We start from the raw sequence: 19,129 nt of genomic DNA, 5'->3' as shown, positions 1-19,129 counted from the left end.
GCCTCAGCTGCGACCGTAGGTATCCTGGAAGCGCACGATGTCATCCTCGCCCAGGTAACTCCCCGACTGCACCTCGATCAGTTCCAGGGGGATCTTGCCCGGGTTTTCCAGGCGGTGGGTCACGCCCAGGGGAATGAAGGTGGACTGGTTCTCGGTGAGCACGAATATCTCTTCACCCCGGGTGATCCGCGCCGTGCCCCGGACCACGATCCAGTGTTCCGCCCGGTGATAATGCATCTGTAGTGACAGGGTCTGTCCCGGCTTGACCGTGATGCGCTTCACCTGGAAACGGTCCGAGGCATCAATGCACTCATAGGTGCCCCAGGGCCGGGCCACGCAGCGATGGATCTCCGCCTCATCCCGGCCGCCGGACTTCAGTCGGGCGACCACCTCCTTGACCTCCTGGTCGCAGTCTTTGTGCATCACCAGCACTGCATCCGCCGTTTCCACGATCACCAGGTCTTCAACCCCCACGGCGGCCACCAGACGCTGGTTACCATGCACGTAGCAGTTTCTGGCCCCCACCGTGATGACGTCTCCCTGGGCCAGGTTGCCGTCAACATCCCTCTCCCCCACGGCCCACAGAGAGGTCCAGGAGCCCACATCGCTCCAGCCGGCCTGCAACGGCACCACCACGGCTCGGGTGGTCTTTTCCATGACTGCATAGTCGATGGATTCGCTGCGACAGGCGACAAATGCCTCCCGGTTCACACGCAAAAAATCCAGATCAGCCTGCGCACCCTCCACCGCTTTGCGGCAGGCGGCCAGGATGTCCGGTGCATGGACCTCCATCTCCTGCAGAAACACCGAGGCCCGAAACACGAACATGCCGCTGTTCCAGTAATACTCGCCGGTGGCAAGATAACCTTCCGCCGTCTGCTGATCCGGCTTTTCGACAAATTCCAGAACTGGTACGGCACCTTCCACCTCACTCCGGGCGCCGGCACGGATGTAGCCGTAGCCGGTATGAGGCTCGGAAGGGACAATGCCGAAGGTCACCATGTCCCCGGCTTCCGCCCGCACCCGGGCAATGGACAGCGCGTGGCGGAAGGCCTCCACGTCGATGATCACATGGTCCGCCGGCATCACCAACAGCACCGGGTCCGCACCCTCCTGTACCTGTTCCAGAGCAGCCAGCGCCACCGCCGGCGCGGTATTGCGTCCCAATGGCTCCAGGATGATCCGAGCCGGCTGCACCCCCATGGCGCGTAGCTGTTCAGCGACCAGAAAGCGGTGTTCTTCATTGCACACCACCACCGGACGGGCCATATCATCGCCCTGGGGCAGGCGCTCAAGGGTCGCCTGCAGGAGGGTCCGCCGAGGGTCCGCCAAAGGTAGAAACTGTTTGGGATACAACTGGCGCGACATGGGCCAGAGCCGAGTACCTGCACCACCTGAAAGAATCAAGGGAATCAATTTGGATCTCCTGGGAAAATCATGTACAGAGCCGGTCACCCCGGCGACTAGCTCCCCCTGGCGCGGTCACTCATGAGGATACCCATCCATCGGGTATCCGACTTGGACTCCAGTGCCAGCTTGGCGATCATGGTCAGAGGAATCGACAGTAACATGCCCACCGGTCCAAACACCCAGCCCCAGACCAGCAAGGATACCAGCACCACCAGGGGCGACAGGCCCAGGTTGCGCCCCATGAACTTGGGCTCCAGCACGCTGCCGATACCCACGTTGACCAGCACGTACAGGATCAGGACCAGCACAGCCTCCGTCACCCCCATGCCCAGCAGTGCAATCAGCACCGCCGGGGCTGCCGCGATGATCGAACCGATGGTCGGAATGAAATTGAGCAAACCGGCCAGGATGCCCCAGAGAATGGCAAAGTCCACGCCAATGAGCGTCAGCCCGATACCCACCAGCAACCCGGTAACCACGCTGGCACCCGTCTTGATGGCCAGATAGCGATAGACCGAGCGCAGAAAACGCCGCATCCGTACACGAGCACGGCGGCGACCGGGAAAAGCCGCAGTGAGCTTGGCCTCCAGAGCCCTTTCTTCCATCAGCAGGAACATGAAGGCCAGCAGTACCAGAAAGGTACTGGCGGTAAACTGCCCCACTCCGCCGGCAACCGCCCTGGCCGCATTGGTAATGGTCGCAGTGGCGGGCAATGCCGGTTTTTCCGGTAACAAATCCGCCGGCAAACCACGGGCTTCAGCGATGGCCCGCAAGTGCTCCAACCACCCTGTCAATCGCATCTGATATACCGGAGCCTGAACGGCGAGGCTTTCCGCCGCATCCCTGAGCGCCAGAAACAGCAGAAAAAAGGTGAAGCCGACAACGGAAAACAAAATGATGACCGCCACGGCACCGGGTACACCTCGACGCTGCATCCAGGCCAGTGGCGGCGCGCAGATGATGGCCAGAAACGCCGCCATCAGAAACGGCGTGAGAATATGGCTGACGGCCTTGAGCCCCCCCAGCACGATCACCATCGCCGCAGCGCCCAGCAGCCAGTGCCAGCTGGTAAAGCCGTCAATCCCCACGCCTCGGTTTCCGACCACTGCTATCCCTCACAAGGCCGCTCGGGCCATCACTCGTCTGCGCCTGTCAGGGCTGAATGGTCAGCTTCAGGCCGCTAAAACATACACAAAGCCATGATGCCTTGCACCCGTTTCCGGGCCGGAACGAGACAGGGGACCCGAAGGTCCCCTGTCCACCCGGTTCCGTCCGGGTCATTCAGTTGATACAACTGTGAAATTACCCTTCAACAGCCTCGCCTTCTGCATCACCGGCAGGTTCGGCAGCAGCGCTGGTGGCGGCCGCAGGCTCGTCACCACGATGGATCACCCGATTCAGTTCCGGATAATCCTTCAGCATCTGCGCACGATCCAGCGGCAGCTGGAAGCCGTTGTGGCAAGTGGCGCAGTTGGTCTTGGGCGCGTCACCCGTGGGACCCAGACGGTAATCCGGGTACTCGGGCTGCAGCGGGTTCAGGTACTGATTGTTCAGCGCACGAACCATCTCGATCCCCTGCCATGCCGTCACACGCTGCGGAGGGCTGGTCTGCCATTCCGGGAAGTTGTTCGTGTTATGGCAGGTGGTGCAGTTAGCACCCAGGGCCTTCGAGAAGTGGATCATGAGACCATGCACCCACTCAGCGTCCACCAGGTTATAGGGGTTGTCCCCCATCGGCAGGGCAGTCCGCGGCGTCACACGAATGTTCTGCGGCCCATCACCCTGCAGGAAGGGCGTGAAGACATCATTCGGCAACGAAGTGGAAGCCACGTTGCTACCCGCAAGATTCTGACCCATGCGGCTGGCGGCAAGGCCACCGGCATGCTTGATGCCCGAATCTTCATACCAGATGTTCTCCGGTACCGGGTTGCCCATATGGCAGGTGTAACAGGTTACACCGGTTTCGCCCACGTGGGCGGTCCACTCGTTGTTGATGGTGTAGGTCATCTCCAGCATGCGACGGGAGACAATCTTCGTGTAGACGTCTTCGTCTGCGAAGTTACCCGGCGTATGACAGTAGTTACAACCTTCTTCCGGAGCCACCCAGGCAGTGATGGCGTTCATCAGACGGTTGAACTCGGAGATGTTCAGGTCACCCAGCACCTTCACGTTCTCGTAGATGTCACCGGCACGGGGACCGGCGGCAGCCGCGGGACGCTCAGGCTCCGGAATTTCCATGCCGCTGCGCTTCATGGCTTCCAGATGCCGCTTGGTCACCTGCTCCATACCCAGACCGCGATAACCGGTCTGCTCGGTTTCGATCCCGATGGGCAGTTCGCAGCCGGTCATCAGGAGTGCGGCACCGGCAAGTGCCGCCACTGTCGTCGTTTTACGCGTCATCGTTTTCATTGAGACATCCCTTGAAGCATGGCCGGATCTTCGACGTTCGGATGTACGATCGGATAAGACGGCGCCACGCCGTGGTCGATCGCCCACAGATACCAATTGTCGACTACCGTGCCAGTGAGCAGAATGCCAATGCCGCCGGTGATCGGTACGAGAACCGCGAACCACCAGCCCCAGCGATGGATGGATTCCATGGTGGCGTTGAAGCCCATGGTCCAGCGCCAGAACAGCATTGCTCTATCGGAAGCCGTACCACGGTCGGTGATCTGCTCAAGCTCGCGTTCACCACCATACCGGCCCACGGCCAGCACCGTTGCACCATGCATGGCAAACAGCACAGCAGAGCCATACAGGAAAGCAATACAGAGCATGTGGAACGGGTTGTAGTACAGGTTGCCGTACTTCAGAGAGAATGCCGTGGTCCAGTCAAGGTGCGGGAAGATGCCGAACGGTACTGCTTCGGACCAGTCGCCCATCAGGATCGGACGGAAGAAGCCAAGGCTCAGATACAGGAAGATCGCCGCGGCAAATGCCCAGGCCACATGGGTACCCATGTTCAGCGCACGTGCACGACGATACATCCGTACCCACCACAGCAGGATGGAGGTGGTCAGGAAAAAGCCGGCCATCAGCCACCAGCCGCCCTCGGCCAGCGGAGGAATGCCCAGACCATACTGCGCCTGCGGCGGCTCCAGTCCCAGCCAGAAGAGCTGGCGGATGAACTGAATGACGTCCCAGTTGACCTGGGCCAGGAAGTTAAAACCAATGATCAGGATTGCCATCAAACCAAACATGATGGATGCCAATCCGGTCCAGCCCAGGTAAATCGGCCCAATCTGGGCGTTACCTAGTTTGCCGGCCCAATAGAACAGCAGCGGTTTCCCGATGCGTTCGCGATCACCATTCGGCAAGGGTACGCCAGCCTCAGGCTCTGCCTGGACCTGCACCCGGTTAAATATGTTCTGGTATTCGGCCATTGTGGTCCCCTTACATTAAGCCCAGATAGGAAGGTCAAGCCACCAGTTCCACCATTCCGGCCAGCTCTGCGTCCAGAAAGGACCGCTGATGACGATACAGACGGCACTCCAGAAGGCGGCGCTGAGGGCCAGGAACAGACCCAGGCGGTGAATGCCGAGGGCACCGATGGAATAGCCGACGACGTCACGGAAGAAGGTATCTTCGTATTCAGGCGTCTTGACCGGTTCACCCTTCTTGGGGTTGGTAGCGGACAGGATGAGACCACCATGCAGTGAAAGCGCCAGAGCCGTGGTGAAGAAGAAGGCGATGGCCAGCATGTGAGCCGGGTTATAGTGGAAATGCAGGAACTGATAACCAGTGTTGGACACCCAGTCCAGGTGACTCATGATGCCGTAGGGGAAACCATGGCCCCAGGCACCCAGCAGCACCGGGCGAATGACAACCAGCGTGAAATAGGCAAAGACCGCCACAGAGAAGGCGATCGGGATATGCAGACCCATGCCCAGTTTGCGGGCAATCTCAGCCTGGCGTAGCGCCCAGGAGACGAATGCGCCCAAGGCACAGATCGTGATCATCTGCCAAAGACCACCCTCAGCCAGGGGTGCAAAGCCAAGGCCGTAACTCAGGTCGGGGGGATTGATGCTGATCTGCCAGATGTTCCAGGTTGGGCCCATAGCCGCACCCCAGACGATCAGGAGTGTACCCAACAACGCGAAAAACGCCGTTAGGACCCCAAAAAATCCGACGTAGAAAGGCCCGACCCAGAAGTCAAATAGGTCGCCTCCGATCAACGTCCCCCCGCGTACGCGGTATCTTTTCTCAAAGCTCAGCATGGACATTCCTAGAACCTCCGGTCAGTAAGGCATAGGCCGGAGATTCCGGCCCTAGCCCTATACTCTCAACACGCTTGTTAGCGAAGGGCCGCGGATGCCGGGCGGGGCCGGCATCGCTGCCGGCCCCCGCCCATCACCTGTGGCTACAGACGCTATCAGGACAGTGCTGAACCGCCTTCCTGAGCCTGCAGAGTCGCTTCGACAGCCGACGCAGAGTGCATCCAGTTGAAGCGTTCGGTGCTCAACAGGATGAAGTGGATCAGCAGTGCAAGCACGGCCAGGAACGTGAACAGGGCAACCAGCGCTCTGCGCGGATCGAACAGCAGCCAAACACGCCACATGTTGAAATCTCCTATGTTTTTAGGGAACTACTTTTACAACTTCGGTTCGAAAGACTCGGTACTGACTAACACACCAAAAGGGTGTGCAGTCTTACCAAGCCACGCCCCAGGGACGCCACATCCAAGCCAGAACGTGAGCAACGGCAGCAACGGCCAGGAAGCCCATCATGCTGGTCATGAAGACACCATGAAACTCCATGGCCTCGTCTTCGGTGAGCCCAGAGAGCGAACCTTTCGTTTCGTCAACCATTTAAATACCCTCCAAATGAGCCTTATTGGCAAATACCGCGTTGACTCAACGCGATCACGACCGTCGTGGAAAAAATTGCCTCCACAACGAAACTCACGACCGTGTCACCTGTCATACCGTTTAAGTACTCGGCTAACGGGTGATGGCTGAAGACATGAACAAGCTAGATACACGTCACAGCACATTCACGATCGACCCATAACCCCCCAGACTTTGGGAGGTCGGGGCGACTTCGCCTCGCGGTACTGCACGCACAGGCGGCGACGCCCAGAAAACCGCAAATCTGTTACCTTGACACCGGCAATTTCCTCTGCCCGGTGGTTACTTCATCATTCTTTTCCGTCTCAAGGCAGCGCTCAATTACCCTGCCCTGCTGCTTGTGTCTGGGTCAGGCTGCCCTGCCGGCAGCCACGTCCGCGTGGGTCTTGGTGACCCTGTCCACACTGACTCTTTCTTCGCCTTCGCGTCTTGCGTCTGCCTCAATGGCATCCCTGAGACGCTTGGCGGCAGAGATTCGAACCAGCACCGGATACGCTTCAACCAGTCTGTCCAGGGCTGCCTTGGCCTCATCATCCCAGGGCAGTTCCCGGTGGAGTCGCGATGGGGTGGCATCCACCTTGTCCAGTTCCGTCCCCAGGGGCAGGATGTGGAACAGCGCATCAAATAGCGCGTTGCACACTTCCTGAACCAGATACGTCGCTCCGGCGTAGCCCATGAAGGGGGTGCCGGTATGGCGCCGTATGATCGCCCCGGGGAAAGAGGCCGGCACATACATCGCCCTCCCTCCAATTTCTGCCAGATACATGCGTTCGTTGTAACTGCCGAACAGCACCAACGGCGTCTTTTCATGGATTGCCTTGCGCACCGACTGGTTATCGGGTTTTGCCCCGGCGCTGCGCGCAAAGGCAAAGTTGCAAGGCATTCCCATCTCCTCCTCCAGGAAGTGTCTGATACCCCTGGCGTAGGTTTCGGTCGCCACGATCCCGAAGGTCGCCGTCCCGAAGAAATCTTGTGTCACCGACCGCCACAGATCCCACAGGGGTTTGGCCGTCGTGTGCTTTTCCTTTTCGATGAACGGCTCCGGATCCAATCCAAGCAATTCACCCAGTTTCCTCAGGAAAAAGGTGGTGCTATGAAGGCCAATGGGCGCCTGCAGATAAGGCCGATCCAGGGTCTCGCACAGCATCCTGCCAAACTCCCGATACATGCAGATGTTGACTTCCGCATCCGCCAATCCGGATACCTCGGCCAGATGGCTCCCCAGAGGGAAGACCATATTGACCTCAGCACCGATGCCTTCCACCAAGCGGCGAATCTCCGCCAGATCGGATGGCATGTTGAAGGTGCCGTACATGGGACCGATGATATTGACCTTCGGCTTTTCGCCAGCCTTGCGTGCTTTCGGGGCCGGCACCTTCTTCTTGCTACCAAATTCAGTCCACAGCCAGTTTAGAGCCCTATCGGCACTCTGCCACTGATCCTCGTCAATAGTACGAGGAAGAAACCGTTGAATATTTGTGCCTTCAGGGGTCACACCACCGCCGATCATCTCGGCAATGGAGCCCGTCACCACCACGGTCGGCAGATCCGGATCCAGGGCTTGGTGCGCACGCCTCATCGCGGCCTCGGTCCCTGTCTGCCCCAGTTCTTCCTCACCCAGCCCGGTCACCACGACCGGCAGTTCGTGGGGCGGCAATGCATCGGTGTAGTGAAGTACCGAGGTGATCGGCAAATTCTCACACCCCACGGGGCCATCAATGATGACCTGCAGCCCCTTGATGGCGGTAAAGGCGTAGACAGAACCCCAGTAACCACCCGCACGATCCAGATCCAGGATGAACATCAGCTCATCTCCCCCGGACCGTTCTGTCCGGCGACACGCTGCCGCTGACGTCTCATGCGCTCACGAAATTCCGGGTACTCCTGCGGAAGTTTTTCCCAGACACCGGTCGTATAGCCTTCGCCGACACCTTCGAAAAAGGCCTTCATGCGATCGAAGCGAGCCTGGTTGGACAGGGCGGCATTGACGATCTGAGCCAAAGAACCCGCGCCCGCAGGCCCCATCAGGGGACGGGCGGAAATGAGGTTGGTGAAATACAAGGCAGGAATACCCTTCTCTTTTGCCTTTTGCACCACCGGCGTCGTGCCGATGGCCAGGTCGGGACCAAATTCTTCAATGGCGGCCAGATCCTGCTCCAGCGATGCACGGAACTGGATACGGACACCCTTGCTCTCCAGCCATTCGCGGTCCGGATCGGACCAGCGGGTTCTGGGGCAGGCAGTACCGACGTAGGGCACATCCGCACCACTTTCAATCAGCAGGCGCGCCACCAACAGCTCGGAGCCTTCGTAGCCTGACAATGTGATGCGGCCCTTGATCGGCGCGGCCGACAGAGCGCCCTTGATGGCAGGCAGAAAGCGGTTTTTGGCGCTGTCCACGGCGCTTCTGGCCACACCACAGGCCTCGCCGATGGCCTCCAACCATGCGGCGGTACCGTCGTAGCCCACGGGGGCCGAACCGACCACCTCGCGTCCCGCCTCATTCAGCTCACGCACACATGAGGTATAGAAGGGATGGATGGCCGCACCCACCGCACAGTCCAGGGCGGCATAGAGTTCACGCCACTCGCGGGTGGGAACCACCGGGCCGGCAGCAAGCCCCAAGGGCTCCAGCATGGCACCGATACCCACCGGGTCAGCCGGGAACATCTCGCCCATCAGGGTGACCGTCGGCTTGTCCTTGCGTCCGTCCCGAGGCGCCTGCACCGGGCCCTGCTCGGCCTCGCCGCGGGCATAGCGCAGCATGGCACCGGCCAGGACATCCTTGGCCTCGGCATGAGTGGGCACGCCAAATCCCGGGACATCAATCCCGATGATACGCACCCCGTTGATTTCTTTGGGCAGCAGCCGCAAGGGCACCCCGGAGGCGGTGGGTACGCAGAGATTGATGACGACCACGGCGTCATTGACTGCCGGATCAGCCACCTGATACACGGATTCCCGAATATCCTCGAACAACTTGCCGGTGACCAGGGTTTCAGAATCAAAGGGCACGTAACCGACGGTGCGGCGCGCGCCGTAAAAATGCGAGGTGAAGCTCAGGCCATAAACGCAGCAGGCAGAGCCGGACAGGATCGTGGCCGTACGCCGCATGCGCAGACCCACACGCAGCGAGCCAAAGGCCGGGCACATGCTTTGCGGCTGATCATGGGGGCCAGCCGGATAATCCCTGGCGTACTGGTCCAGGGTTTCGCTCTGACCGGCGGCCCGTGCAGCCGCACGCAAGGTTTCCTGGCCGCCATGGCAACCGGAATCTTTTGCAGAAGCCTTCGTCTCAATGGTCACTGGAATCTGGTCGATCTTCACGGAAGGCTTGGTATCTTGCGGATGATCCGGAGACCCAGCACCACCGCCGGCACGGCCGACATCGGGATCACTGGCCTCCATGAGGTGGCGATGTCGATCAGACATCGTCATAGATCACCTCAAGGGAGGGCTTTTTGACCATGGCATGGCCATGGACATCTTCCCAGGTCGCCGGTTCAAGTACCACGTCCCGTCCCACGGCATCACTGGAGAACAACCCCAGCAATTCATCCTGGGTCAGCGGCTTGGGCCGCTGCGGCGGTGCTTCAGCCACCTGGGCCGCCAAAGCCTCGAACAGCGGCCCCCACTCGCCGTCCGGATGGGCGACGATCTGGTAATTGGCGCTCTTTCTGCGAATGTCTTCGTTGGCAGGGATGGAGGCCAGGACGGGGATGCCGGCCGCCTGGGCGAAGGCCTGGGCCTCGCCGGTGCCGTCATCCTTGTTGATGACAATACCCGCCACACCCACATTACCGCCCAGACGACGGAAATATTCCACTGCGGAGCAGACGTTATTCACCACATAAAGGGACTGCAGGTCATTGGATCCCACAACGATGACCTTCTGGCACATGTCGCGGGCGATGGGCAGACCAAAACCGCCGCAAACCACGTCGCCCAGGAAGTCCAGCAGCACGTAGTCGAATCCCCAGTCATGGAAACCCAGCTTTTCCAGGATTTCGAAACCATGGATGATGCCGCGACCACCGCAGCCACGACCCACTTCAGGGCCACCCAGTTCCATGGCAAACACGCCGCCGCGTTTGAAGCAGACATCGCCGATCTCCACTTCCTCACCCGCCAGCTTCTTGCGGGCAGCGGTCTCGATGATGGTGGGACAGGCCTTGCCGCCGAACAGCAAAGAGGTGGTGTCGCTCTTGGGATCACAGCCGATGAGCAGGACGCGCTTGCCCTGCTGGGCCATCATGTAGGACAGGTTCGACAGGGTGAAACTCTTGCCAATACCACCCTTGCCATAGATTGCGATGATCTGGGTTTCTTTGGCTGTACTACTTTGCACGCGCTCATCCCCTTCAGAAAGGATCGTCCCCGCCGCTCCGGAACCCATCGGTTCCCTGAGCCTATCAACGGATACGGAAGTCGTATGACCGCCACCACTCACTGGCTGGCTCTCCAGTCCAGCACCATTTTCAGGCATTCGGGATCACCGAATGCCGTCCGATAGGCCTCATCGGCCTGAGCTGCGGGACGGCGGTGTGTGATGAGGCCGCCCAGAGACAGTCGGCCGGAATCGATGAGCGCCTTCACCGCCGCCAGATCGGGCGCGCGCCATTCGGCAGCACAGCGGATCCGGGCTTCGCGCATAAACGCGGGCGGGAAGGCAAACGAAAGCGGCTGGCTATAAAAACCGGCGAGGACCACCTCCCCCCCCGGTGCCAGGCGGGCAATCAGGGTATCCAGCAGCGCGCTATCACCACTCACATCCACGATGGTGTGATAGTCGCGACGCCCATCCTGATCCGGGTGCATGACGGCATAGCCTTCGGCACCGGCGGCACGGGACTCGTTCAGCTCCCAGACCACCGGGGAAGCACCGGCCGCCACGGCGACGCGCGCCAGCAGACGACCCAGAACGCCGTGACCGATGATGAGGTCGGGCAACCGGAAAGACGCCGCCTCATCCGCGGGCTGACCCTGAAAAATGGCATGGTAGGCGGTGGCAGCCAGCGCCAGCAGCACGCCTTCCTCGCCGAGACGGTCAGGGATGGGCACCACCTTACTGCCGGGCACCACCACGCGGGACGAAGCACCGCCGAACAGCCCCTTCACCTCACCGTAGCAGGAAGCGCCGGGGACAAAGACCCATTCGCCTTCCTGACGACCGGAGTCAGGGCCTGCCTGAGTGATCCGGCCCACGGACTCGTAACCGGGAACCAGGGGATAGCCCATACCGGGGAAACTGGGCATCTTGCCGGTCCAGAGCAACCTTTCGGTGCCGGTGCTGATCCCGCTCCAGTCGATTGCCACAACCACATCCGCCGCACCGGGAGCGGTCAGCTCCAGTTCGCGGATTTCAAGGGATTCAGGTTGTTGGATGACGACGGCTGTCGCTTTCATAAGGATATTGGCCTGTGACCGGACTTGGCCCTACAAGATATGCGTGTAAGTCTAGCGTGACCCCGGATGTTGTCAACCCAAACTAACACTCACCCCAGGTCAGGGTTGAGCCAACATGACACGTGTCAATAAAGGTGTTCTGGTGGGAATCAGGCGAACACGCGTAAACCCTGATTTAAAAAGCATTTCTTCCAGCTCTGAAGGGGTTCTGGGACGTCCTCGCCCCATTGCAAAAAGATACATGCCGAAATAGGCATCACCCATGGGTTCCGCCCCCGAGGTGCCGGACATGGGCTCGGCCAGCAGCAATGCGCCATGATCCGGCAATGCCTCCCGAATGGAGCGAAAGAGCCCGAGAATGTGATTGTCATTGTGGTCATGGACCACGCGCACCAGGGATATCAGGTCCGCCCCCCGGGGCAGCGGATCCGAAAAGAAATCGCCGCCGATGGCCGTGGCCCGATGCGCCAGGCCCAGCTCGGCAAAACGGGTTCGGGCCTTCTCGGCCACTGCCGGCAGGTCGAACAGCACCAGCTCCAGATCCGGCAGCCTGCCGGCCACCGCGGAGAGAAAGGTGGCGTTCCCGCCGCCAAGATCCATCAACCGGGTGTAACCCCTGGGTGTGAAGGCATCGAGAATCTCCTCGGCCACCAGCTGCTGGGAGACGGACATCAGCCGTGTGTACTCGTCAACCCGCCCGCCATCCAGACCACCAGGCGGCTCCTGTCCGGCATAGGCCCAGAAACGGCCCAACCGCGTCTGCCCGTTCTTGCCGGCCCGCAGCAGGGCCACGGGGTCCTGCAGATCTTCATACAGCATGACATGGTGCTCGACCATGGCAGCCACCCCGGGATTGGCGATCATGGCCGCACCCTGCCGCCCCAACCCCCAGCGCCCTCGCCCGTAGTACTCCATCAGTTCCAATGACGCCGCCGCCTTTGCCAGCAGCAGGCAGGACTCCTCGGGCAGATCCACCCGGGCGGCCAGCTCTTCGATGGTCAACGGCCCCGACTCATGCAGTAACTCAATAATCCGCAGATGGACACAGGCGTACAGGACCTGCGAATAGACGAAGCCCGCCACGATATCGAACATCCGGCGGGCCCGATGATGAGCGACGGGACGGGTCAGGGGGAATGCGGCAGCCCAGCGCTGGAAACGGGGACTGGAAAGGATACGGTTGCGCAGGGCCAGGAAATGACCCCGCCAGACAGGGCCCCGGGAAAAGGCCCTCACCTTCCCTGGCCTGTGCGCCATGATCGGATCAGGCCGCCTGCTGGGCCAGTTCCTTGGGCAGGAACTTGGCGGCCTTCTTCATCAGCAGCACGCGCAGTTCCGCCTCGCCCTGACAGGAAGGGATGGAGGCCATGGCCTCATCAAGCAACTGCTTGAGGTACTTGGTGGCCCCCTTGATGCCATGGGTCGCCACGGCATTGGGACGGCCCAGGGCCTCGTCCTGACCCACCGGCTTGCCCAACTCTTCCGGATTGGACGCCACATCGCGCAGATCGTCCGCCACCTGGAAGGCCTCACCCAGCTTCTCGCCCAACGCCCGCCAGCCAGCAGCCTCATGACCTGCGGCTACGGCCCCGGCCATGGTGGCGGCGGCGAACAGGGCACCGGTCTTGGCACGCTGGTACTGGGCCAGATCCACTGACGGTTCACATTCCCAGGCCTGCCCGGGGATGATGCCGGAAGGCACACTGACACCCTGTCCCACGGTCAGCAGCAATGGCGCCAGACGCTCGGGCCTGCGGGTAGCGCCATGCACCAGCGCCTCCATGGCCATGATGATCAGCGCGTCGCCCGCCAGCACGGCCAGACGCTCACCGTAGGCCGCGTGGACCGAGGGCTTGCCGCGACGCATGTCGGCACTGTCGAAACAGGGCAGGTCGTCGTGCACCAGAGAGGCGCAATGCATGAGTTCAATGGAAGCAGCCGCCGCATCGACAAGCTCCGGCGCATCATCGCCGCAGGCCTGGGCCACGGCAACACACAGCTGGGGCCGGATCCGGGCACCGCCGGGAAAGACCGAATACCTCAACGCCTCAGCGAGCAGCGGCGGACAGGCCGGGGTCTCCCCACGGGCCAGCGCCTGGTTCAAAGCCTGCTCAATCCGCGTCATGGCATCCATGGTTTGCCTCCGCCCCGTAGTGTAAGGTTAGGTTGTCACTTATGCTTGGTGCTCAGCATAGACACAACCCCCGGCCGAGTCAAAGGCCTTTGCAGGAGGCAGCAATTCAGGTGCAAAATCCCAAGGCAATCATCGTCGGCGCCGGTATCGCCGGACTGTCTGCAGCACTGGAACTAAACCGACAAGGCATAGAGGTTCTCGTCCTGGAGAAGGCCGCCACCCCCGGGGGCAAGATCAGGGAAGTCATGGTGGACGGCGTCCCCATCGATTCGGGTCCCACCGTCTTCACCATGCGCTGGGTATTCGATGAACTATTTGAGTCCGCAGGCACTCGTCTGGACGATCATCTCTGCCTCAGACCGCTTCAAATCCTGGCGCGTCACGCCTGGAGCGAGGACGAGAGACTGGACCTGTTTGCAGACCCGGAGCGTTCCGCTGCGGCCATCGGGGAATTCGCCGGCCCCGGCGAGGCGCGCCGGTTCAAGGAGTTCTGCCAGCGGGCCAGGCGAACCTACCGGACCCTTGAAAACACCTTCATCCGCGATTCCCGCCCCACCCCTGCCGGCCTGGTAAGCCGCTCCGGCCTCAGGGGCATCGGCGACCTGATCCGGATATCCCCCTATGACACCCTCTGGCACGCCCTGGGCAGGCATTTTCACAACCCCCGACTGCGTCAGTTGTTCGGTCGTTATTCCACCTATTGCGGCTCTTCTCCCTATCAGGCACCCGCCACCCTGATGCTCATCACCCACGTGGAACAGGAGGGAGTCTGGAGCGTGGAGGGCGGCATGTCCCGCCTGCCTGAAGCACTTTACAAACTGGCCGCCGCCCAGGGTGTGCAGTTTCTCTTTAACACCCCGGTCAGCCGCATCAACGCTCGGGCCGGGCGCGTCTGTGGGGTCACCCTCGACGAGAACGAATCACTGGATGCCGATCTGGTCGTCTTCAACGGAGACATCGGTGCCCTGTCCCGGGGGCGCCTGGGGATCGAGGTGGCCGGTGCCGTGCAGGGACCGGAACCAGGACAACGGTCCTTGTCGGCCCTGACCTGGAGCCTGAAGGCCGCCCCCCAGGGCTTCCCCCTGATCAGGCACAACGTCTTTTTTTCCAGTGATTATCAGGCGGAGTTTCGGGACATCTTCGAACATCACCGCCTACCCAAGGAACCCACGGTTTATATCTGCGCCCAGGATCGCCAGGATGATGATTGTCACGGACAATCCGGTGCGGAGCGGTTACTCTGCCTGGTTAATGCCCCGCCAATCGGCGATCAACACCATTACAAACCCACGGAGATTGCCCAATGCGAGGAGAGCACCTTCAGGCTCCTGGCTCGCTGTGGTCTGAAGATCGACCTGAACGAATCGCCGCATCTGATCACCACACCGACGGACTTCGAACACCTGTTCCCGGCGACGGGGGGCGCACTCTACGGCCGGGCGAGCCATGGATGGCGAGCGTCGTTCGACCGGCCGGGGAGTCGCAGCCAAGTCCCGGGGCTGTACTTGGCGGGGGGCAGCGTGCATCCGGGAGCGGGCGTTCCCATGGCAACGCTGTCGGGGCGACTGGCGGCACGGACCGTGATACAGGACCTGACTTCTCGGAAGTGGTGACTCCGGGTGGCTATCTGTGGTGGTACCTGGATGCATGGAGTGATGACGGCTGCCACGGCATCACCCTGATTGCCTTCGTCGGCAGCGTCTTTTCGCCCTATTACGCCCTCGCCCGGCGGCGAGGCACGGCAGACCCCAGCCATCACGTGTCGATCAACGTCGCCCTATACGGCAACACACCCCGGCGCTGGGCCATGACCGAGCGCGGGCGTGGCGATCTGCAACGGGACAAGGACAATCTGGTGATCGGTCCCAGCGCCCTGGAATGGGGGCCGGACGGTCTGACCGTCCACTTGAACGAGGTCAGCGCCCCGCTCCCCAGCCGCATTCGCGGCACCATTCGGCTCCATCCCGAGGCCATGGCGACCAGGCACTATGCCCTGGACCAAAAGGCACGCCATCAGTGGCGCCCCATCGCCCCCTGTGCGCGAGTGGAAGTGGATTTGCAGCAACCCGGGCTGCGCTGGCAGGGCCACGGCTACATGGACAGCAACATCGGGACCGAACCCCTGGAGCAGGGCTTTCGGTACTGGGACTGGTCACGAGCCGTCATGCCCAACGGAGATACCGTGGTGCTCTACGAAGCCACGCAAAGGGACGACCGGGAGCGCATGCTGACTCTGCGCTTTGATCCTCGGGGCGGGGTGCGGGATATCGAGCCACCACCACGCCAGGGGCTCCCGATCTCGGGATGGCGGGTCAACCGGGCCACCCGTGCGGACGATGGCCGCGCCGCCGTCAGGCAGACCCTGACGGATACCCCCTTCTACGTACGCTCACTGCTGGACACGCGTATTGGAGGGGAACCAGGGCTGGCATTCCATGAAAGCCTGTCCCTGGAACGCTTCGAGACCGCCGTGGTGCAACTCATGCTGCCGTTCCGGATGCCTCGCCGGGCAAGGGGCTGAAACGATTCGGGCCGGGTACAAGACCCGGCCCGACGTTCACGCTCAGTGGGACAAAGCCGCTCAACCGGCTACCGGCGTCCTGCCGGAGCGGGGCGCGCGGGCAGTCCGTGGTGAACGGCGCTCCTGCTGCTCAAGCCGCTGAAACAAGTTGTGCAGCCACATGATGCGATCCTCCACGCGCCCCATGCCGACGCCCTGGGGACGAATCTCCTGCTTGAGCACTTCCTGCTCCCGCACCGCATCCACCAGGAAACGATTGGCCTCCAGCGGGTCCTCCGAAAGGATCTCCTTGATCACTCGAAGCTCATCCCTGCCCCAGCGTCGGGACATGGTGTACAGGGCCAGCACCTTGCGGGCGGGAGAAGTCACCGCACGCCGGGAGATGGAATCACACCCATTGCGCTCCACTTCCCGACCGATTTCGGAATAGAGGGCGGCGGCGGCCTGCATGCCTTTGCGGCAGGACGGCGGCAGGGCATGAATCCCCACGGCCCCCCGCTCATAGAGTACATCCGCCGCCTTGAGCAGGCGCTGCACGATCTCCCCCATCTCCGGGGTAAAACGCGGATCGGCCAGAAATTCTTCCGGGTCGATCCCCTTCTCCTGCAGCCAGTTCAGTGGCAAGTAGATACGGCCATTGCGGGCATCCTCACCCACATCACGGGCGATGTTGGTGAGCTGCATGGCCACCCCCAGATCACAGGCCCGGGCCAGGGCGTCGGGCGAGCGCACCCCCATCACCAGGGTCATCATGGCACCGACCGTACCGGCCACCCGGGAGCCATAGGCCTCCAGCGATGCCAAATCAGGATAGCGATGCCCCTGGGTATCCCATTCAAATCCTTCCAGCAGGGCTTGGGGCAGCGCCTTCGGAATGGAATAGCGCCGCACCACCTCGGCAAAGGCGCGATCTGCCGAAATATCCAGGGGATTGCCGTCATAGATGCGATCCAGACGCTCCTGCATGCGCTCCAGGCCATCCCCCCGCTCGTCCAGGTCGATGGCGTCATCGGCCAGGCGGCAGAAGGCATACATGGCGGTTGCCGGCCGTCGGATATGCTGGGGCAGGAACATGGAAGCGGCATAGAACGACCGGGAGCCGTCACACAGCAATGACCGACAGGCAGCCGCATCGGCGGCACGCCGGGACATGCGCTTTTCGGAGGATCTGAGCTTGATCATGAGGCACCTTTGATAGTCGCTGCATCCGGCACCACCCTATCCAGCACCTTGGCCGAGGAAATGACTCCCGGCATCCCGGCCCCGGGGTGGGTGCCGGCACCCACCAGATACAGCCGATCCACATCCTCGCTTTGATTGTGAGGACGGAACCAGGCGCTCTGGGTCAGGATCGGCTCCAGCCCGAAGGCTGCCCCCCTGAAGGAAGAGAGGGTGTTCTGGAAATACGGCGGAGTAATCATGTGGGAGGCCACCACCTGGTTTTCCAGATCCGGCAGCACGTGTTCCGAGAGATATTTTTCAATCTTGCGACGATAGGGTTCGGCCTGCTGCTGCCAATCCACCCCGCTTTCCATATGCGGGACGGGCGACAGCACATAGAAGGTGTCGCAACCCTCCGGGGCCAGGGAAGGATCCGTCTTGGTGGGACGATGCAGATAGAGGCTGAAATCTTCCGCCAGTACCTTGCGATCGAAGATGTCATCCAGCAGCTCCCGGTAGCGGGGCCCCAGAATGATGGAGTGGTGAGGGACATCCTCATAGCGCTTCTTGGTACCGAAATACCAGACCATGAGACTCATTGAATAACGTGAACGCTCGACCCGCCGGTTGGTCCACTTACGACGGGCGGTTTCCGGTACCAGATAGCGGTAAGTGGACGCCGAATCGGCATTGGAGACCACCACATCGGCGGCGATAGTCTCACCGGAGGCCAGTTGCACACCGGTGGCGCGGCCATGCTCCACCAGGATCTGCCGCACCTCCTGATTGCAAAGCACCACATTGCCCTGCCCTTCGATCAGACCGACCAGACCCTTGACGATATGCCCGGTTCCGCCCATGGCGGAGTGAACACCGAAACGTCGCTCCAGATAGGAGATCAGGGAATAGGCCGAGGTGGTCCTGAAGGGATTGCCGCCCACCAGCAGGGGATGGAAGCTCAGTACCTGCTGCAGACGGGGGTTCTTGATGTGCTTGGCCACCAGCCCGCAGACACTGCGATCAGCCCGCAACTTCAGCAGTTCCGGCACCACCTTGGCCATGTCGGTCCAGGAATTGAAGGGCATATGGGCCAGTTTCTCGAAGCCGACCCGGTAGTTGGCCTCACTGTCGCGCATGTAGGCATCGTAACCGTTCAGGTCGTCGGGGGAGAAACGCGCCACTTCCGCGCGCACGGCCTCTACGTCGGCCCAGTAGTTGAAGACCTCGCCGTCATGGAAACGGATCTGATAAAAGGGGTCCATGGGGCGCAGGTCCACGTCGTCTTCCATGCGCCGCCCGCACAGCTGCCAAAGCTCTTCAAGCACGAAGGGGGCCGTCACGATGGTGGGACCGGCGTCGAAGGTGAAGCCGTCCTTGCGGAAGACATAGGCGCGACCGCCGGGTGCATCCAGCTTTTCCAGTACGGTCACCCGGTATCCCCGGGCGCCCAGGCGGATGGCGGCGGCCAGGCCGCCGAAACCGCTGCCGATGACCACGGCATGAGGGGCATCCGGGTTGGCGTGAGAGGAGGCTGTTGCGGAATGAGGTTCTACCACCGTGGACACAGAGCAACCCTATCAACTGTAAGTATTGCTTGACAGTCTAGCAGGGGGATACGGGGCACACCATATGGAAATCGAACCTTGGAGG

At 61.5% G+C, this 19,129-nt stretch carries 17 protein-coding genes; 2 read left to right on the top strand and 15 right to left on the bottom strand.

Translation table 11 applies throughout. The features are described 5' to 3' along the window. Positions 1–3: 3 nt before the first annotated feature. The 13 genes from LQ956_RS13110 to LQ956_RS13050 all read right to left on the bottom strand — a co-directional run bounded on the left by LQ956_RS13110 (position 4) and on the right by LQ956_RS13050 (position 13,797). Positions 4–1,416, bottom strand: coding sequence for a mannose-1-phosphate guanylyltransferase/mannose-6-phosphate isomerase (locus tag LQ956_RS13110; RefSeq protein WP_255722516.1), 1,413 nt, complete (start codon positions 1,414–1,416; stop codon positions 4–6). 47 nt (positions 1,417–1,463) lie between these two features. Continuing rightward, positions 1,464–2,516, bottom strand: a complete 1,053-nt coding sequence (locus LQ956_RS13105) for an AI-2E family transporter (protein WP_238630119.1) — start codon at positions 2,514–2,516, stop codon at positions 1,464–1,466. 196 nt (positions 2,517–2,712) lie between these two features. Continuing rightward, positions 2,713–3,810 carry a photosynthetic reaction center cytochrome PufC gene (gene pufC / locus LQ956_RS13100; RefSeq protein WP_238630118.1) on the bottom strand — a complete coding sequence of 366 codons (1,098 nt, stop codon included), beginning with the start codon at positions 3,808–3,810 and terminating at the stop codon, positions 2,713–2,715. 5 nt (positions 3,811–3,815) lie between these two features. Then, positions 3,816–4,793 (bottom strand): photosynthetic reaction center subunit M, encoded by a 978-nt coding sequence (gene pufM, locus LQ956_RS13095; RefSeq protein WP_238622446.1) that lies wholly within the window; start codon positions 4,791–4,793, stop codon positions 3,816–3,818. A gap of 15 nt (positions 4,794–4,808) precedes the next feature. Beyond that, a complete protein-coding gene (gene pufL, locus LQ956_RS13090) occupies positions 4,809–5,633 on the bottom strand; it encodes a photosynthetic reaction center subunit L (protein WP_238622445.1) in 825 nt (274 codons plus the stop codon). A gap of 149 nt (positions 5,634–5,782) precedes the next feature. Next, positions 5,783–5,968, bottom strand: a complete 186-nt coding sequence (gene pufA, locus LQ956_RS13085) for a light-harvesting antenna LH1, alpha subunit (protein WP_008932825.1) — start codon at positions 5,966–5,968, stop codon at positions 5,783–5,785. 91 nt (positions 5,969–6,059) lie between these two features. After that, the gene (pufB, locus tag LQ956_RS13080; RefSeq protein WP_008932826.1) at positions 6,060–6,218 is read right to left on the bottom strand and encodes a light-harvesting antenna LH1, beta subunit; all 159 of its coding nucleotides are present in this window, start codon (positions 6,216–6,218) and stop codon (positions 6,060–6,062) included. Between the two features lie 388 nt (positions 6,219–6,606). Further along, positions 6,607–8,061 carry a chlorophyllide a reductase subunit Z gene (gene bchZ, locus LQ956_RS13075; protein ID WP_238623094.1) on the bottom strand — a complete coding sequence of 485 codons (1,455 nt, stop codon included), beginning with the start codon at positions 8,059–8,061 and terminating at the stop codon, positions 6,607–6,609. After that, positions 8,061–9,689 (bottom strand): chlorophyllide a reductase subunit Y, encoded by a 1,629-nt coding sequence (gene bchY / locus LQ956_RS13070; protein WP_255722515.1) that lies wholly within the window; start codon positions 9,687–9,689, stop codon positions 8,061–8,063. Before bchY ends, bchZ begins: the two co-directional genes overlap by 1 nt. Continuing rightward, positions 9,682–10,653, bottom strand: a complete 972-nt coding sequence (locus LQ956_RS13065; protein ID WP_238623093.1) for a chlorophyllide a reductase iron protein subunit X — start codon at positions 10,651–10,653, stop codon at positions 9,682–9,684. Before LQ956_RS13065 ends, bchY begins: the two co-directional genes overlap by 8 nt. Before the next feature lie 50 nt (positions 10,654–10,703). Beyond that, positions 10,704–11,663: a chlorophyll synthesis pathway protein BchC gene (gene bchC, locus LQ956_RS13060; protein WP_238623092.1), complete on the bottom strand. Its 960-nt coding sequence runs from the start codon at positions 11,661–11,663 to the stop codon at positions 10,704–10,706. 99 nt (positions 11,664–11,762) lie between these two features. After that, entirely contained in the window at positions 11,763–12,920 is a 1,158-nt protein-coding gene (locus LQ956_RS13055) for an acetylserotonin O-methyltransferase (RefSeq protein WP_238623091.1), read from the bottom strand. A gap of 7 nt (positions 12,921–12,927) precedes the next feature. Beyond that, entirely contained in the window at positions 12,928–13,797 is an 870-nt protein-coding gene (locus LQ956_RS13050) for a polyprenyl synthetase family protein (RefSeq protein WP_238623090.1), read from the bottom strand. 110 nt (positions 13,798–13,907) lie between these two features. On the opposite strand from LQ956_RS13050, the gene crtD reads away from it, so the two are divergent. Next, complete coding sequence (gene crtD, locus LQ956_RS13045; RefSeq protein ID WP_238623089.1) at positions 13,908–15,410, top strand: 1-hydroxycarotenoid 3,4-desaturase CrtD; 1,503 nt, start codon at positions 13,908–13,910, stop codon at positions 15,408–15,410. Next, the gene (locus LQ956_RS13040) at positions 15,404–16,318 is read left to right on the top strand and encodes a carotenoid 1,2-hydratase (RefSeq protein WP_347402086.1); all 915 of its coding nucleotides are present in this window, start codon (positions 15,404–15,406) and stop codon (positions 16,316–16,318) included. Before crtD ends, LQ956_RS13040 begins: the two co-directional genes overlap by 7 nt. A gap of 60 nt (positions 16,319–16,378) precedes the next feature. On the opposite strand, the gene LQ956_RS13035 is transcribed toward LQ956_RS13040, so the two are convergent. Then, complete coding sequence (locus LQ956_RS13035; protein ID WP_238623088.1) at positions 16,379–17,500, bottom strand: phytoene/squalene synthase family protein; 1,122 nt, start codon at positions 17,498–17,500, stop codon at positions 16,379–16,381. Further along, positions 17,497–19,035 carry a phytoene desaturase gene (locus LQ956_RS13030; protein WP_238623095.1) on the bottom strand — a complete coding sequence of 513 codons (1,539 nt, stop codon included), beginning with the start codon at positions 19,033–19,035 and terminating at the stop codon, positions 17,497–17,499. The genes LQ956_RS13035 and LQ956_RS13030 overlap by 4 nt, the downstream gene beginning before the upstream one ends. Positions 19,036–19,129: the final 94 nt, after the last annotated feature.

The sequence above is a fragment of the Ectothiorhodospira lacustris genome, assembly GCF_022227845.1.
GTDB classification, from domain to species: domain Bacteria; phylum Pseudomonadota; class Gammaproteobacteria; order Ectothiorhodospirales; family Ectothiorhodospiraceae; genus Ectothiorhodospira; species Ectothiorhodospira lacustris.
The sequence above is the reverse complement of the archived record's forward strand: the minus strand, read 5'-3'. Positions and strand labels throughout refer to the sequence as shown.